This window comes from Arthrobacter sp. AK01, assembly GCF_021109375.1.
In the GTDB taxonomy this organism is placed as follows: Bacteria; Actinomycetota; Actinomycetes; order Actinomycetales; family Micrococcaceae; genus Arthrobacter.
Genome location: NZ_JAJOHP010000026.1, coordinates 15,330 through 30,688 on the forward strand (window position 1 = coordinate 15,330; position 15,359 = coordinate 30,688).

The 15,359-nt window shown below is 63.3% G+C and carries 16 protein-coding genes; 15 read left to right on the forward strand and 1 reads right to left on the reverse strand.

Translation table 11 applies throughout. The annotated features are described in order from the left end of the window. Window positions 1-4 precede the first annotated feature (4 nt). The 4 genes from LN996_RS11015 (at window position 5) to LN996_RS11030 (ending at window position 4,831) form a co-directional block, all read left to right on the forward strand. Complete coding sequence (locus LN996_RS11015) at window positions 5-352, forward strand: molybdopterin oxidoreductase (RefSeq protein ID WP_159701185.1); 348 nt, start codon at window positions 5-7, stop codon at window positions 350-352. Beyond that, window positions 352-2,820: a nitrite reductase large subunit NirB gene (gene nirB, locus LN996_RS11020; RefSeq protein ID WP_231340430.1), complete on the forward strand. Its 2,469-nt coding sequence runs from the start codon at window positions 352-354 to the stop codon at window positions 2,818-2,820. The genes LN996_RS11015 and nirB overlap by 1 nt, the downstream gene beginning before the upstream one ends. Beyond that, window positions 2,817-3,128 (forward strand): Rieske 2Fe-2S domain-containing protein, encoded by a 312-nt coding sequence (locus LN996_RS11025; RefSeq protein WP_231340431.1) that lies wholly within the window; start codon window positions 2,817-2,819, stop codon window positions 3,126-3,128. The genes nirB and LN996_RS11025 overlap by 4 nt, the downstream gene beginning before the upstream one ends. 239 nt (window positions 3,129-3,367) lie before the next feature. Continuing rightward, window positions 3,368-4,831 (forward strand): amino acid permease, encoded by a 1,464-nt coding sequence (locus LN996_RS11030; protein ID WP_231340432.1) that lies wholly within the window; start codon window positions 3,368-3,370, stop codon window positions 4,829-4,831. Window positions 4,832-4,925: 94 nt separating this feature from the next. On the opposite strand, the gene LN996_RS11035 is transcribed toward LN996_RS11030, so the two are convergent. Beyond that, entirely contained in the window at window positions 4,926-5,795 is an 870-nt protein-coding gene (locus LN996_RS11035; RefSeq protein WP_231340433.1) for a DUF1295 domain-containing protein, read from the reverse strand. A gap of 97 nt (window positions 5,796-5,892) precedes the next feature. Here LN996_RS11035 and LN996_RS11040 point away from each other — a divergent pair, with 97 nt between their 5' ends. From LN996_RS11040 to LN996_RS11090, 11 genes are all read left to right on the forward strand, one after another. After that, window positions 5,893-6,372 carry a MarR family winged helix-turn-helix transcriptional regulator gene (locus tag LN996_RS11040; RefSeq protein ID WP_231340434.1) on the forward strand — a complete coding sequence of 160 codons (480 nt, stop codon included), beginning with the start codon at window positions 5,893-5,895 and terminating at the stop codon, window positions 6,370-6,372. Beyond that, entirely contained in the window at window positions 6,369-8,237 is a 1,869-nt protein-coding gene (locus LN996_RS11045; protein ID WP_231340435.1) for a long-chain fatty acid--CoA ligase, read from the forward strand. The genes LN996_RS11040 and LN996_RS11045 overlap by 4 nt, the downstream gene beginning before the upstream one ends. 8 nt (window positions 8,238-8,245) lie before the next feature. Then, entirely contained in the window at window positions 8,246-8,653 is a 408-nt protein-coding gene (locus LN996_RS11050) for a DUF2177 family protein (protein ID WP_308102716.1), read from the forward strand. A 9-nt stretch (window positions 8,654-8,662) separates the two neighbouring features. Continuing rightward, complete coding sequence (locus LN996_RS11055) at window positions 8,663-9,121, forward strand: SRPBCC family protein (RefSeq protein WP_231340437.1); 459 nt, start codon at window positions 8,663-8,665, stop codon at window positions 9,119-9,121. Continuing rightward, window positions 9,121-9,777 (forward strand): pentapeptide repeat-containing protein, encoded by a 657-nt coding sequence (locus LN996_RS11060; protein ID WP_231340438.1) that lies wholly within the window; start codon window positions 9,121-9,123, stop codon window positions 9,775-9,777. Before LN996_RS11055 ends, LN996_RS11060 begins: the two co-directional genes overlap by 1 nt. A gap of 132 nt (window positions 9,778-9,909) precedes the next feature. After that, the gene (locus LN996_RS11065) at window positions 9,910-11,136 is read left to right on the forward strand and encodes an acetyl-CoA C-acyltransferase (RefSeq protein WP_231340439.1); all 1,227 of its coding nucleotides are present in this window, start codon (window positions 9,910-9,912) and stop codon (window positions 11,134-11,136) included. Beyond that, a complete protein-coding gene (locus tag LN996_RS11070) occupies window positions 11,136-11,939 on the forward strand; it encodes an enoyl-CoA hydratase/isomerase family protein (RefSeq protein ID WP_231340440.1) in 804 nt (267 codons plus the stop codon). The genes LN996_RS11065 and LN996_RS11070 overlap by 1 nt, the downstream gene beginning before the upstream one ends. Then, window positions 11,936-12,799 carry a 3-hydroxyacyl-CoA dehydrogenase family protein gene (locus LN996_RS11075; RefSeq protein ID WP_231340441.1) on the forward strand — a complete coding sequence of 288 codons (864 nt, stop codon included), beginning with the start codon at window positions 11,936-11,938 and terminating at the stop codon, window positions 12,797-12,799. The genes LN996_RS11070 and LN996_RS11075 overlap by 4 nt, the downstream gene beginning before the upstream one ends. 26 nt (window positions 12,800-12,825) lie before the next feature. Further along, on the forward strand, window positions 12,826-13,428 hold the full coding sequence (locus LN996_RS11080; protein ID WP_231340442.1) for a GNAT family N-acetyltransferase: 603 nt from the start codon (window positions 12,826-12,828) through the stop codon (window positions 13,426-13,428). A 92-nt stretch (window positions 13,429-13,520) separates the two neighbouring features. Next, window positions 13,521-14,261, forward strand: coding sequence for a tyrosine-protein phosphatase (locus tag LN996_RS11085; protein WP_231340443.1), 741 nt, complete (start codon window positions 13,521-13,523; stop codon window positions 14,259-14,261). After that, window positions 14,258-15,274: a glycosyltransferase family 2 protein gene (locus tag LN996_RS11090; protein ID WP_231340444.1), complete on the forward strand. Its 1,017-nt coding sequence runs from the start codon at window positions 14,258-14,260 to the stop codon at window positions 15,272-15,274. The genes LN996_RS11085 and LN996_RS11090 overlap by 4 nt, the downstream gene beginning before the upstream one ends. Window positions 15,275-15,359: the final 85 nt, after the last annotated feature.

Below are 15,359 nucleotides of genomic sequence, written 5' to 3' on the forward strand. Positions count from 1 at the left end.
TCCCGTGATCATCCAGAACCTCTTCCTGCAGGGCATTTACCACTTCGAGGGCACCGGGCTGGATAAACCGGTTCCCATCCATGCCGAGCTCTCGCACTTCGTCCCGGACGGCGTCGTCAACCAGACGCTGTACTTCCGCGGCGGCAACTCGAGCCCGGAACTGATCACCGTTGTCCTCATGCGGGACCGCATTCCCATGCGCTATTTCCCCATAGGCGCCAAGGGCGATGTCCACATCCCGCTGAGGGTAGTGGAGGACACCGATGGCGGGTCGGTGATCGAGCTGTTCCTGGTGGCGCCCGCGGGCGTTCGGGGATCAGTGGTGGTGGATCTCGGCATGGTGGAGCACTGATGAAGAAGCGGCTGGTGGTGATCGGCAACGGCATGGCCGGTGCCCGTGCCGTGGAGGAAGTCCTGGCCAGGGGTGGCGGTGACATCTTCGACATCACCATGTTCGGCGACGAACCTTATGGAAACTACAACCGGATCATGCTCAGCCATGTCCTCTCGGGCGAGGAAAGCGATGCGGACATCTTCCTCAACGCCCTCCCCTGGTACCAGGCGAACAACATCACTCTCCATGCCGGGGTCCTGGTGGACCGCATCGATAAGTTCAGCCGGCACGTTTTCGCCGCCGACGGCCGCGTGGTCCAGTACGACCAACTGATTATCGCCACCGGCAGCCGCTCCTTCCTGCCACCTATGGACGGGCTCCATACGCCCAGCGGAACGGTCCGGCATGGCGTCTTCACCTTCAGGACCATGGACGATACCCGGAAGATGATCGAGTTCGCCCAGCACGAGCACCACCGGCGGGCAGTGGTGATTGGCGGCGGATTGCTCGGGCTGGAGGCGGCCCGGGGGTTGCAGGCCTACGGCCTGGACGTTGATGTGGTCCACTCGGGCGGGCACCTGATGAGCGCCCAAATGGGGCCCGACGGCGGTGCAATACTGCGGCGGAGCGTGGAGGCGCTGGGCATCAAAGTGCACACCGGAAGCCGGACCACGGCGATCCTGGGTTCGGACAGCATCACCGGGGTGGGCCTGCGCGACCAACCAGATCTCGACTGCGACATGGTGGTAGTCACCGCAGGCATCCGGCCCAACGTGGGTGTCGCCGTCGTGAGTGGTTTGGCAGTGGAGCGCGGCATCGTGGTCGACGACCACCTCCGGGTGATGGATGAAGAGGAAATCTACGCAGTAGGGGAGTGCGTCCAGCATCGCGGGCAGGTGTACGGACTGGTGGCACCCTTGTGGGAGCAGGCCGCCGTGCTGGCCGATCACGTCACCGGAGTGGACCGCAACTCGATGTATCTGGGCTCCCGGACTGCCACCAAACTGAAAGTGGCCGGCGTCGACGTCGCTTCCATGGGACTTCATGGCCCCGAACGGGATACCGATGAGCACATCGTTTTCTCGGAACCCGGCCGCGGAGTGTTCAAGTCGATCGTGATCCGGGACAACAAGATGGTGGGCGCCACCCTGCTGGGCGACAGCCGCAAGGTGGCCTACCTGACCCAGGCTTTCGACCAGGGTTTGCCCCTTCCTGAGGAGCGGCTCTCGCTGATGTTCGACCTCGGCTCACCGGGGGAGGAGGAGAGCGTTGCCGAGCTGGCGGACAACGCCCAGGTCTGCAACTGCAACGGCGTTTCCAAAGGGGCACTGGTGTCCGCCGTTCGTGGCGGGTGCGCTTCGGTGTCCGCTGCCATGGACGCAACCCGTGCAGGCAAGGGCTGTGGGTCGTGCAAGCCCATGGTCACCCAAGTGGTGGAATGGGCGGCTGGTGGTGCCGTGGAGGAAGACCCGGCAGCTAGCTACTACGTTCCCGGAATTCCGCTGGACAAGGGTTCCTTGATGGCCGAGATCCGTTCGCGCGGCCTCCGTTCAGTTTCGGAAGTCTTTGCCGCCCTGGCGCCGGGCAGCGCCGAGGACGCCAAATCCAAGATGGGGCTGGCATCGCTGATGAAGATGATGTTGGCAGGAGACTACGTTGATGAACGCGACGCCCGGTTTATCAACGACCGCGTACACGCCAACATCCAGCGTGATGGCACGTTCTCCGTGGTGCCGCAGATTAAGGGTGGGGTGACCTCGGCCCAGCAACTCCGAAGGATCGCCGACGTCGCAGAGAAGCACAACATTCCCATGATTAAGCTGACCGGCGGGCAGCGGATCGACCTGCTGGGAGTGCCCAAGGAGGAGCTTCCACAGGTGTGGGCGGATCTGGACATGCCGTCCGGGTATGCCTATGGCAAGAGTTTCCGCACGGTCAAGACGTGTGTGGGGAAGGACTACTGCCGGTTCGGGACGGGGGATTCAACCGGACTGGGCATTGGTCTGGAGTCGCGTTTCCAAGGAATCGAAGCGCCGGCCAAGCTGAAGCTCGCGGTCTCCGGCTGCCCACGCAACTGTGCCGAGTCCTTGGTCAAGGACGTGGGTGTGGTGGCGGTGGAAGGTGGCCGCTGGGAAATCTACGTCGGGGGAGCGGCGGGTGCCCACATCCGCAAGGGGGACCTCCTGGTCACGGTGGATACGCCCGAGGAAGTCACTCTCCTTGCAGGCCGTTTCATGCAGTACTACCGGGAGAACGCCCATTGGTTGGAACGGACGTACTCCTTTGTGCCTCGGGTGGGGATTGAGCGGATCCGCAGCGTCATTCTTGACGATTCCGAAGGGATCGCCGCCCGCCTGGATGCAGCGATGCAGGCCTCGGTGGACAGCTACGTGGACCCTTGGAGCGAACGCGATGATCCCCTGACGCCCGGCCAGTTCCGCACCTCCCTGCCTTTGACAGTTCTGCCGCAGGTGCCGGTCCAATGAAGATTCCGCTGGTCCTGGGACCTCTTGACCAAATTCCCTTCGGTGAAGGCCGGGCCTTTGGCGTCGACGGCGAGCAGGTGGCAGTGTTCCGGCTCAGGGACGGAAGCCTGCGCGCCGTTTCGGGTGTCTGCCCGCACAAAGGCGGCCCCATTGCAGATGGAACCATCGACCAGCACGTGGTGATGTGCCCATTGCACCAGCACGCCTTCGAACTCCATACCGGCTGCTCCACCACGGGCGCCAAACCCCTTCAAACCTACAAAGTCTTCGCAGATGAGGCCGGGAATATTGTTCTGGAGGTCGGCTGAGCGGCGACGGTTTGCGGGGCAGCGGGGGACCTTTTCCACAGCCCCTTGTTGCCTGCGTCACGGGCATTCGGGTTAATCCCGTAAGATAGACGGGTTGCGCGAAGCTTCGGCGTTCTGCGTTCTTTGTCACACTTCGGGTCCTCAAAGGAGGAAAAGCTCGAATTTTGTGTGCCAAAGATGCCTGTGTTCCGGCATGGGCGTGACACCTACAGCAAGACCCCAACCCACAAGGAACAGCTGTGCCGCAAAGTACTCCCACAGATCTCCAGAGCTCCAAGGCGTCATCCGCAGCCGCGGGCTCAACCCTCAGCGCTGAGGGATACCAGAAGACCCTGAGTCGCCGCCACGTCACCATGATCGCCATGGGCGGCGCCATCGGCGTCGGCCTCTTCATGGGTGCCGGCGGCCGCCTGGCCTCCACCGGCCCGGCCCTGATCTTCTCCTACGCCATTGCCGGCGTCATCGCTTACCTGCTGATGCGCGCGCTCGGTGAACTCATCATGTACCGCCAGACGTCCGGCTCCTTCGTGAGCTACGCCGGCGAAATGTTCGGCAAGAAGGGCGCCTTCCTTTCCGGCTGGATGTATTTCATCAACTGGGCCATGACAGGTATCGCCGAACTGATCGCGATCGGCCTGTACTTCCAGTTCTTCTTCCCGAACGTGCCCATTGAACTGTCTGCCATCGCCGCGCTGGTGCTGCTGGTGGCCGTGAACCTGTTCAGCGTCAAGGCCTTCGGCGAATTCGAGTTCTGGGCTTCCTGCCTCAAGGTCGCGGCCATCGTGATCTTCCTGGCTGTTGGCACTTTCATGGTTGTCACCAACGCCAAGGTGGGCGACGGCAACGCGTCCGTTGCCAACCTCTTCCACGAAGACGGGGGCATGTTCCCCAAGGGCGGCCTGGTGATGATCCTGGTCCTCAACGCCGTGATCTTCGCCTACAACGCCATCGAACTCGTCGGCATTACCGCTGGTGAGATGGAGAACCCCGAACGCGAAGTTCCCAAGGCGATCCGCGCCGTCGTCATCCGTATTGTGGTCTTCTACGTTGGTTCGGTGACGCTGCTGGCAATGCTGCTTCCGTCCGACCAGTACGTGGCCGGCACCTCGCCGTTCGTTACCGTTTTCGGCCAGATGGGCCTGGGCTGGATGGGCGACGTCATGAACATGATCGTCATCACCGCCGCACTGTCCTCCTGCAACTCGGGCCTGTACTCGATCGGCCGCATTTTCCGCACCATGGCCAACAACGGCCACGCTCCGCAGTGGCTCACCAAGATGTCCACCCGTCACGTGCCGTACGCCGCCATCCTGGCGATTGGTGGCGTCTACCTCGTGGGCATCCTCCTGAACATCTGGCTGGGTGGCTCGCACGCCTTCGACCTCGCACTGAACACCGCATCCATCGGCGTCATCTTCACGTGGGGTTCCATCTTCGCGAGCCAGATTGCCCTGCGGAAGAAGCGCGGCAACGTCTCCAGCCTGCCGATGCCCGGCTCGCCGTGGACCAGTTGGCTGGGCCTCATCGCGCTGCTGGCCATCACCGTGCTCATCGGCTTCGACACGATGACGGACAAGGCAACCGGCGAGGTCTTCCTGCTGGGTCTATGGACGTTGGCCACCATCCCGTTCTTCGCCCTGGTCCTGTGGCTCGGGTGGCAGAAGGTCAAGAACAACGAGCCCAAGAGCGAGTTGTTCAGCTAAGACCCGTCTGGTCCTTGCGTTTCAAACGTACGACGGCGCGTGCCTCCTTCCGGGGGCACGCGCCGTTTTCGTGGTGGGCCTTGCGTTGTGGGTCCTAGCTGAGCTTCGGGATCAACACCGGGGTGCTCTTCTTGTAGGCCTCGTACCCCGCCTCGCCGCCCCAGGTCTTGTCGGCCTTCTTTTCCAGCAAGGGGATGCCGCTGACCTTGGTGAGCAGGAGGGCAACGAAGATCGGGGAGATCAGTGCAACCCACTGCCAGCCTTGGAGTACCGGGATGGCGATGATGGCCACCCCCGTCCACAGGAGGATCTCGCCGAAGTAGTTGGGGTGCCGGGACTTTGACCACAGTCCGGTGGAGATGAACTTTCCCTTGTTGGCCGGGTTGGCCTTGAACCGGCTCTTCTGCAGGTCGGCCACGATCTCGATGAGGAATCCTGCCGCCCACACCACGAATCCGAGGACGGCCAGCCAGTCCAAAGCCACCCGGTTGGTGCTGGTGATGGCCACCCATGCTGCTGCGGCAGTGAAGACCACCCAGAGTCCTTGCATGGTCCAGACGTTGAGGAAGCGCACGAATGATGGCTTGATCTCGTCGAAGCGGTCGTCCTTGCCGGACTTGTGGATCCGCCGGGACAGGAAGGTCCCCAGGCGGAGGGCCCACGCGGCAACCATGGCCGCAAGGAGCAGCGAACGGGCATCAATTCCGGGGGTGGCAAGCACCAAAAGAACGGTGATGGCTACATAGGTCAGTGAGCCAGTGAGATCGAAGTACTTCTCTGTCTGTGCTTTGAAGGACGGGATGAAGACAAGCCATTGAATGATGAACGCGGCGGCGACTGCGGCGGCGAAGACCGGAATCCCGGTCAGGCTTGCTCCGTGCTGGCTTCCAGCCACGGCGACGAGTCCGCCCAGCAGCACCACCACAGGAAGGGCAATGAGGCCCTTCCTCTCTGAATCCTTCACGACAGCGTTCCTTTCACGGCGGCTCGAGCGGCGTTTCCCCACAATGCCTGTTTCCTAGCCTGTTTTATGTTCAAACTAATTTGATTACTATATAACCATGCAAAATCATGAAAAGGCTACCGGAGAGTCGGCCCACCCGACCTCCCGGACCTTGCAGGGTCTGTTTGGCCTGGCCAATGAGACCGAACGCGAGGTAGCCCGGGCCCTCGGACTCAACCTCACTGACTACAGGGCGCTGACCGTACTGGCTGAGTCGGGACCCGTTACTGTGGGTGCCCTCGCCTCGGACTTGGGTGCTACAGCGGCCACCACAACTGCGCTGGTCAGCCGTTTGGAGTCGCACGGGTTCGTTGAGCGCCTGCGCAGCACCGAAGACCGGCGGCAAGTGCACGTCAACGTCACCAGTTCGGCATCCCTCCAGGTCAAGGACCTGCTGCAGCCGCTCCTGTCTGCTGCCACTGCGCACGTGGACGCGCTGCCTGCTGAACACCAAGCCGTCGTCGGGGACTTTCTCGACGCCGTCCTGGGCCTGATGCAGGAGCACCTGCAATCCCTGTCAGCCGGGGGTGCCCGTTGAGAGAGTTCACCTCCCCGCCGCTGGTTGACGCGGCCAACCACCGCAACGCCACGGAGTTGCTCATGGAGCGCGTCCGGACGAACCCCGGGCACATCGCATTCGAAGTCCGTGCGACGGATGCGGCCATCACCGATCCGTGGCGGCAAGTCACCACGGAGCAGTTCGTGGACGAGGTCCGGGCACTGGCCAAGGGTTTCATCGCGGCGGGCATCCAGCCGGGGGAGTCCCTGGCCATCATGTCCCCCACCCGTTACGAGTGGGCACTGGCCGATATGGCGGCTTGGTTCGCCGGCGCCGTCGTGGTTCCGGTTTACGAAACCTCAGCGGCGCCGCAGGTGACGGCGATCCTGGCCGACGCCGACGTCAGGCTTGCCGTGGGCGGCACCGCGGAGCACGCCGCTTTGCTGGAGCAGGGTTTTAGCACCGCAGGAATCCAGCCCCTGGGGATCTGGACCATTGATGCCGTGCCCGGGGCGGACCTGGCAGATTTAGTGGCCCGCGGTGTCGGGATCCCGGACAGCACCGTTGAGGAGCGCCGCTTGCTGGCCGATCTCGACTCCGTTGCCACCATCGTGTACACCTCCGGCACCACGGCGGCGCCCAAAGGTGCGCTCATCACCCACGGCAACTTCGTGGGGCAGGTCCTGAACGTCGCCGGAGCCTACACGGAGGTGGTCCGAGAGGGTGGCAACACCATCATCTTCCTGCCCATGGCCCATGTCCTGGCACGCGGGCTGCAGCTGATCTGCCTGGCCAACGGCATGCGGATCGCCCACCTCTCCGATCCACGGGACGTGGTTCCTGCACTGGGCGCTTTGAAGCCAACGTTCCTGGTGGTGGTTCCGCGTGTGCTGCAGAAAATCCAGGCATCGGCCGCTGCCGCCGCAACGCAAAAGCGGCTGGGGCGCGTGTGGGCTTCGGCGCAAAGCACGGCAGTGGAGTGGGGCCGGTTTGCCGAAGCGCACGACGCCGACCAGACCGTCCGTGCCTCTGCCGGCCTCCGCATCCGGCGGGCCCTGTTCGACCGCCTTTTCTACGCCCGGCTGCGGAAGTTGGTGGGCGGACGCCTCGATTACCTGCTGTCCGGCGCCGGGGCCCTCGACGCGGAACTGTCCCTGTTCTTCCGAGGACTGGGACTTCCCGTGATCGAAGGCTACGGCCTCACGGAAACTACCGCCCCGTTGACGGGGAACCTGCCCGGGGCCATTAACTCGGGGTCCGTGGGTGTTCCCATGCCCGGTACCACCGTGCGTCTCTCGGACCAAGGTGAAGTCCTGGCCCGCGGTGTGGGCGTCTTTGCAGGCTACCGCCGGCAGGCGGACAACGCCGAAGCGTTCGTCGACGGCTATTTCCGGACCGGGGACCTCGGCGAGCTGGACCATCTGGGCCGGCTCACCTTGAAGGGGCGGATCAAGGACGTCATTGTCACCGCCGGCGGGAAGACCATCTCCCCGGCCATTTGGGAAGGCTACGTTGAAGGCGACCCCCTGGTTGCCCACGCCGTGATGGTGGGGGAGGGCAAGCCGTATCTCGGTGGGCTGGTGCTGCTGGACCCCGAAACCTTGGCTGCGTGGGCCGAGCGCGAGGGCATTGCAGATCTGAAGGGCCTCCGGATCCCCGACGACGGCGGCGCAGTCCAAATCGACGACGTCCGGCTTCTGGCCGTCATTGGCAAGGCCGTCAGTGCTGCGAACGCGAAAATCGCACGCTCCGAGCAGGTGCGCCGGTTCGTCTTGCTGCTGACCGACCTCACGGAGGCCAACGGAATCGTGACACCCACCATGAAACTCAAACGTGGGGCTTTCACCGAACGCGCACGGCACATCGTGGACAACCTCTACGCTGACACCCGGCGCCAGGGATGAGCCGCGGCATGAAGCGTTGGCTTCTGTCCTACGCGCTGGCAGCAGTGATTTTTGCCGTGATCGACGTCGTATGGATCCTCACCGTGGCGCAGCGGCAGTATGAAAGCCAGATCGGACACCTGATAGCGTCCAGTCCGCAGCCAGTGGCGGCGGTGCTGTTCTACGTAGTCTTTGTTGCCGGGATTGTTCACTATGGCGTGCGGCCAGGGAAGGCGGACCTCACGCTGGGTCGGCGGGCCGCGGGAGGAGCGTTGTTTGGCTTCTTCACGTACTCCACCTGGGCGTTGACGGCGCTCGCCGTGCTCAAGGACTTCCCGCCGATGGTGGCGGTGACCGACATTGCCTGGGGTGTTGGCGTCTGCGCTGTGGTCACTTGGCTGACTGCCCTCATTGGGACTGTCAGGGGTCGGCACTAGGCTCGATGTATGGAACACACCACCACCCTGACGCAGCACATTAAGGCAGGCCCGGAGAAAGTCTGGGCCGTTATCTCGGATATCCCGGGCTCGGCCGGCACACTCTCCGGCATCGACTCCGTCCAGTTGCTCAGCGAGGGCCCGTACGGCGAAGGCACGCGATGGAAAGAAACCCGGACCATGATGGGCAAGCAGGAAACCGTCGAAATGTGGGTGTCCCAGGCCGACCCGCCGCGCAGCACTACTGTGAAGGCGCTTCAGGGCGGCGCTGATTACACCTCGCGCTTCACCCTGTCCGAGCGCGACGGCGGAACGGACCTTACGCTGACGTTCGGCGCCGAGGTCCTCAAGCCGTCATTCCTCAGCAAGGTGGGTATGGCCCTCTTCGGGAAGATCGGCATGAGCATGACGCGCAAGGCACTCGCCAAGGACTTGACGGAGATCGCAGCAAAGGCGGAATCCCTCTGATGGCGGCTGCGAAGGTTGCGGCCCCTAAGATTTCACCGGTCCGTTTGGAAGAATTGCGCGACGACGACGCTCCGGACTTCCAGCGTGGCGAACGGTACGACGGCGTCAGGTGGACCAAGGTTTCCGCCGACGGAGAAGAGCTGAGTGGCTCCGACTTCATCGAATGCGAATTGAACGGCGTCTCCTTCAATGAGGCGCAGTTGCGGGGCGCCACGTTCCGGGAGTGCATTCTGGCCGAGCCGTATGCGCCGGTCTTCACTGCCGCGCGAAGTTCCTGGCAGGACGTGGAAATCAGCAACCCCCGGTGGGGCTCAGCTGAACTTTATGAGGGAAACTGGCGCTCCGTCCGGATCGATGGCGGCAAGCTGGACTATGTGAACCTGCGAGGCTCCAAGCTCATGGACCTCCAGATCTCCGACTGCATCATCAACGAGCTCGATCTCGGTGGTTGCGCCGGGACCAGGATCGCTTTGAAGAACTGCACCATTGGCACCTTGGACGTTACTGGGGCCAAGCTCAAGGACGTTGATCTGCGGACATCCGAGTTCCGGGGGATCAATGGATTGGCGGGGTTGGCGGGGGTTGTTATCGACGACTACCAACTCAGCCTGATGGCACCTTTGCTGGCGGGCCATCTGGGGATCCGGGTGGTGTGATGCGGCGGGCGGGCCGGCTTAACGGCGAGCTTCTCCTGTTGACCGGCCCGCCGGGCCGTGTAATCTTTATAGAACGAACGGTCGGTATATTATTCCCAGGCCGGTCCCTTTCACTTCGCGAAGGATGTTCTCATGGTCGAGGCTTTTCTTGTTGGCGGCGCACGTACGCCTGTAGGTCGCTACGGTGGGGCACTGTCCTCCGTCCGTCCGGACGATCTCGCAGCGTTGGTGGTCCGGGAAGCGGTGGCGCGTGCCGGCGTCGATCCTGACTCCATTGACGAGGTGATCCTCGGCAACGCCAACGGCGCAGGCGAGGAGAACCGCAACGTGGCCCGTATGGCCACCATTCTGGCGGGACTTCCCCTCCACATCCCTGGCATCACGGTGAACCGCCTGTGCGCCTCCGGTCTCAGCGCGATCATCATGGCCAGCCAGATGATCAAGTCCGGTGCTGCGGACATCGTGGTAGCCGGGGGCGTTGAGTCCATGAGCCGAGCGCCATGGGTCCAGGAGAAGCCGGCCACAGCATTCGCCAAGCCGGGACAGATCTTCGACACGTCCATCGGCTGGCGCTTTGCCAACCCGCTCTTCACCAAGGGTGAGCTCTCCCGTGACGGCAAGATGACGTACTCCATGCCGGAGACGGCCGAGGAAGTGGGCCGGGTGGACAACATCTCCCGTGAGGACGCTGACGCCTTCGCCGTCCGCTCGCACGAGCGCGCGCTGGCCGCCATTGCCGGCGGCCGCTTTAAGGACGAGATTGTTCCGGTCACGGTCACGACGCGTAAGTCCGAGACAGTGGTGGACACCGATGAAGGTCCCCGTGAAGGCACCACCATGGACGTCCTGGCCAGGCTGCGGCCTGTGGTCCCTGGCGGATCCGTGGTCACGGCAGGCAACTCTTCCACCCTGAACGATGGTGCATCGGCCATCATCGTCGCGTCAGAGGCAGCCATCAAGAAGTTCGGCCTTATCCCACGCGCCCGCATCGTCGACGGAGCTTCAGCCGGTTGCGAGCCGGAAATCATGGGCATTGGTCCTGTTCCGGCTACTCAGAAAATCCTTGCGCGTACGGGCCTCAGCGCGGATCAGCTCGGCGCCGTGGAACTAAACGAAGCATTCGCCACGCAGTCACTCGCGAGTATGCGTCGCCTCGGGTTGAACCCTGACATCGTGAACAACGACGGCGGCGCCATCAGCTTGGGGCACCCGCTCGGTTCCAGCGGCTCACGTATCGCCATCACGCTGTTGGGCCGGATGGAGCGCGAACTCGCCTCCGGGACTGGACCGAAGGTCGGGTTGGCGACGATGTGCATCGGCGTCGGACAAGGCACCGCGATGCTGCTGGAAGGCGTGTAATGGCACTGAACCCGAAAGACTTCAGCACGCTGCTCATCGAGGAACGCGAAGACCGCCTCACCGTTCTCCTGAACCGCCCCGAGGTCCGCAATGCGATTGACCAGAAAATGGTGGACGAGCTCCACCTGGTCTGCGCTGAACTGGAGCGGAGCCCCAAGGTACTGATCATCGCCGGAACCGAGGGCGTGTTTGCCTCCGGTGCCGATATTGGCCAGTTGCGGGAACGCCGTCGGGATGACGCCTTACAGGGGATCAACTCCACCATCTTTGTCCGGATCGCCAAGCTTCCCATGCCCGTCATCGCGGCCTTGGACGGATATTGCCTGGGTGGGGGCGCTGAACTCGCCTACGCGGCGGACTTCCGCATCGGAACTCCGAGCGTCAGGATTGGAAACCCGGAAACCGGCTTGGGGATCCTGGCCGCGGCCGGTGCCAGCTGGCGACTGAAGGAGCTTGTCGGCGAGCCGAAGGCCAAGGAGATTCTCTTGGCCGGCGCTGTGCTGCGGGCTGAGGAAGCACTGCGGATCAGCCTCATCACGGAAATCCATGAGGCCCCGGAATTGATGGATGCCGCCCACAAGCTGGCGGACCGGATCGGACGTCAGGACCCCTTGGCGGTCCGCATTACCAAGTCGGTGTTCCACGCCCCGGCTGAAGCCCACCCGCTGATTGATACCCTCGCCCAGGGAATCCTCTTTGAATCCCAGGCCAAGTTTGATCGCATGCAGGCCTTCCTCGACAAGAAATCGGCAAAAGCCCAGCAAGACACTGAAGCGCCCACGCAAGACAGGACCCAGAAATGACAGCAGTTCCCGCCATCCCGCACGTCGTCGGAGTCTTGGGCGGTGGCCGGATGGGTGCCGGCATCGCGCACGCTTTCCTCACCAAGGGTGCCACCGTGATCGTGGTGGAGCGTGATCACGAGGCGGCTGCCGGAGCGCAAGGCCGCGTAGCCGAGGCGGTTGCCAAGTCTGCAGCCCGTGGAACCTTGAGCGAGGCCCCCGAAGCAGCAATGGCCCGCTTCAGCACCTCCACGGATTACGAGTCGTTCATCCACTGTGGCCTTGTGGTGGAAGCCGTGCCTGAGGACTACCAACTCAAAGTCACCGCTCTGAAAGCCGTTGAAGAGCACCTTTCAGCGGATGCTTTCCTGGCATCCAACACCTCTTCCTTGTCAGTCACCGGACTCGCCAACGAACTCCGCCGGCCCGCCAACTTCGTTGGCCTGCACTTCTTCAACCCGGTGCCCGCCTCTACCCTCATTGAGGTGGTGCTGGCCAAGGAAACGTCTCCCGAACTCGCTGTTGCGGCGAAAAGCTGGACCGAGGCACTTGGCAAGACCGCCGTCGTCGTCAATGACGCGCCCGGGTTCGCATCCTCCCGCCTGGGTGTGGCGATCGCCCTGGAGGCCATGCGCATGGTGGAAGAGGGCGTCGCGTCCGCGGAGGACATTGATGCCGCCATGGTCCTGGGCTACAAGCACCCCACAGGTCCGCTGAAGACCACCGACATTGTGGGCCTGGACGTCCGGCTTGGCATTGCGGAGTACCTGCACTCCACGCTCGGCGACCGTTTCGCTCCGCCGCAGATCCTCCGGGACAAAGTGGCCCGTGGCGAGCTCGGACGCAAGACAGGCAAGGGCTTCTTCGACTGGAACGACTGACGCCCGCAGGCGGTTAGGCTAACCGGGTGACTTCAATCGAACCCATCACCCTGACCGGAAAATTCGTGACGCTTGAACCGCTGAGCCCGGAGCACCACGATGGGCTGGTGGACGCAGCCCGCGACGGCGAACTGTGGAAGCTCTGGTACACCTCAGTCCCGACGCCGGAGGGCATGGCCGCCGAGATCGACCGGCGCCTGGACCTGCAAGCCAAAGGTTCCATGCTGCCGTTTGCCACGCGGTCCACGGCGACGGGCAAGCTCATCGGCATGACGACGTACATGAACATCGACGCCGTAACGCCGCGCGTGGAGATCGGTTCGACGTGGAATGCTGCTTCGGCGCACGGCACGGGAACCAACCCGGATTCCAAGCTTTTGCTCCTTCGGCACGCCTTCGAAACACTGGGTTGCCCGGCCGTGGAATTCCGCACGCACTGGTTGAACCAGCAGTCCCGGGACGCGATTGCCCGGCTCGGAGCGAAGCAGGACGGCGTGCTCCGGAACCACTCGCGCAGCGGCGACGGTGCGCTCCGCGACACTGTGGTGTTCTCCATCCTTGACCACGAATGGCCCGCGGTGCGCAACGGCCTCGAGTTCAGGCTGTCGAAATACGCCGCCGAGGGGTGAGCTCTCGGCATTAGGCGCGCGTGATAATCCCGAGAGCCAGCCCCTCAGCGAACACTCACATCCAGGCCGTCCAATGTGCTTAGCTGGCTCCTATGGATGGGACAACCTCAGCTCACCACGCTGTTCGGTGGGATGGCGCCGTCAACGCCTGGCACGTTGCCGGAGACGTGTACCGGATGGGTCGGCACGAATGGCTCACCGGGACCGGTTGGCAGCAGATGTACGACGACGGCGTCCGCACCGTGATCGATCTCCGTGCCTCCCGCGAACGTCGCCAACGCGATACCGATCCCAAGGTGCCGGACCACGTGAAGGCCCGTATCGACGTCGTCCATTGCCCAACAGAGGATCCTGACCATAGCGACTTCAGTGAACTGTTCGGCCCCTATCTGAAGGACCCTGCCCAGTACGGTGACTATTTGCAGCTTTTCGGGGAGAAAATTGCCGCGGTGTTCAAAGCCATCGCCGCGTCCCCGGGAAAGGTGGTTGTTCACTGCTCGGCGGGCAGGGACCGCAGTGGTGTGATCGCCCTGCTCCTCCAGCAGCTGGCGGACATCGACCAAGAGGAGATCGTGCGCGGCTACGAGCTCGCTGCCCGCGGGATCAACGAGCGACACCGCACACATGGGGCGCCTCACGCGCACGACCCGTACCTTTCCGGCGACGACCTTGAGGCAATGCTGGCGCAGCGTCGGGCGAGCCTTCGGGACTTCCTTGGTTCGATCGACGCGGTGACTTTCCTGACGACCAACGGCGTCACTGAGGTTCAGATCGCGGCGGTTCGGGCAAAGCTGGGCTCCGGGCTTCCGGGCGCTGCTAACATGCAGGATTGATCACACTTCCCGAACGGAATGGACCAGCCATGAATGCCGGTGCCCGCGTCACCATCGTGACCCGTACCAAGAACCGCCCAATCTTCCTGGCACGGGCCCTGGACGACATTTTCGCCCAGACTTTCCGGGACTTCGAGGTGGTGATCGTGAACGACGGCGGCGACCCGGCCGACGTCGATCGCCTCACCTCCCAGCGGCCTGAAGCCGAGCGGGAACGCATCATCACGCTCCACCATGCCGAATCCGTCGGGATGGAGGCCGCCTCCAACGCGGGCATCAAAGCCGGCTCAGGCGACTTCATCGTGATCCACGACGACGATGATTTTTGGGCGCCGAACTTCCTGGAGAGCACGGTCGCCTACCTGGATGATCCTGCCCACGGAGCCGAGAGCGGCGTCATGGTCCGCACCGAGATCGTCATCGAAGAGCTCGTGGCAGACCGGATTGAGCCGATCCGCCGCGAGATCTTTTGGGCGGACATGCAGCAAATCACCCTTGCCGACATGCTGAAGATCAACCGGGCTGTCCCCATTTCCTTCCTGTACCGTCGCAGCCTCCACGACGCCGTGGGGTACTACAACGAAGACCTCCCTGTGGTGGGCGACTGGGAGTTCCACCTGCGGGTCCTCAGCCACTCGCGCGTTGGATTCCTCGACGGCGAACCCCTCGCGTTCTGGTCCCAGCGGCCTGAGTCCGAGGGGCATGACGGGAACAGTATCTTCGCTAAAGCCGCCGAGCACGCCCGCTACGATGCGTTGGTCCGCGATGAGCACCTTCGAGAGGGTGTTGCCCAGGGCGGGCTCGGCACCATGCTCTACCTGACGCAAGTCTTGGCCGAGCAGGAGGAGCTGATCCGTGCCCAGCAGCGTCGCCTCGACGAAGCCGCCGCCAAGCTCGACCACGTGCTGGAGCGGCTCGACGCCCTGAACCAGACCATCGTCGTCCGGACCAGCGTAGGGGAGTTCCTCAAAAAGCCGCTCCTGTTGGTGAAGAAGCTCGGGGGCAAGGGCTAAAGCAGCCCGAAGCCTTCTCTCACTTCACATATATCCGGCGTTTCGAATAACCGTTTTCATGCACTAGGATCGCGACGGGTCGCCA

Excerpts from the sequence above, each read along its gene's own strand:
- nirB (WP_231340430.1), top strand. The coding sequence starts at position 352 with ATGAAGAAGCGGCTGGTGGTGATCGGCAACGGCATGGCCGGTGCCCGT.
- LN996_RS11025 (WP_231340431.1), top strand. The coding sequence starts at position 2,817 with ATGAAGATTCCGCTGGTCCTGGGACCTCTTGACCAAATTCCCTTCGGT.
- LN996_RS11040 (WP_231340434.1), top strand. The coding sequence starts at position 5,893 with ATGCAAAATCATGAAAAGGCTACCGGAGAGTCGGCCCACCCGACCTCC.
- LN996_RS11050 (WP_308102716.1), top strand. The coding sequence starts at position 8,246 with ATGAAGCGTTGGCTTCTGTCCTACGCGCTGGCAGCAGTGATTTTTGCC.
- LN996_RS11055 (WP_231340437.1), top strand. The coding sequence starts at position 8,663 with ATGGAACACACCACCACCCTGACGCAGCACATTAAGGCAGGCCCGGAG.
- LN996_RS11060 (WP_231340438.1), top strand. The coding sequence starts at position 9,121 with ATGGCGGCTGCGAAGGTTGCGGCCCCTAAGATTTCACCGGTCCGTTTG.
- LN996_RS11065 (WP_231340439.1), top strand. The coding sequence starts at position 9,910 with ATGGTCGAGGCTTTTCTTGTTGGCGGCGCACGTACGCCTGTAGGTCGC.
- LN996_RS11070 (WP_231340440.1), top strand. The coding sequence starts at position 11,136 with ATGGCACTGAACCCGAAAGACTTCAGCACGCTGCTCATCGAGGAACGC.
- LN996_RS11075 (WP_231340441.1), top strand. The coding sequence starts at position 11,936 with ATGACAGCAGTTCCCGCCATCCCGCACGTCGTCGGAGTCTTGGGCGGT.
- LN996_RS11085 (WP_231340443.1), top strand. The coding sequence starts at position 13,521 with ATGGATGGGACAACCTCAGCTCACCACGCTGTTCGGTGGGATGGCGCC.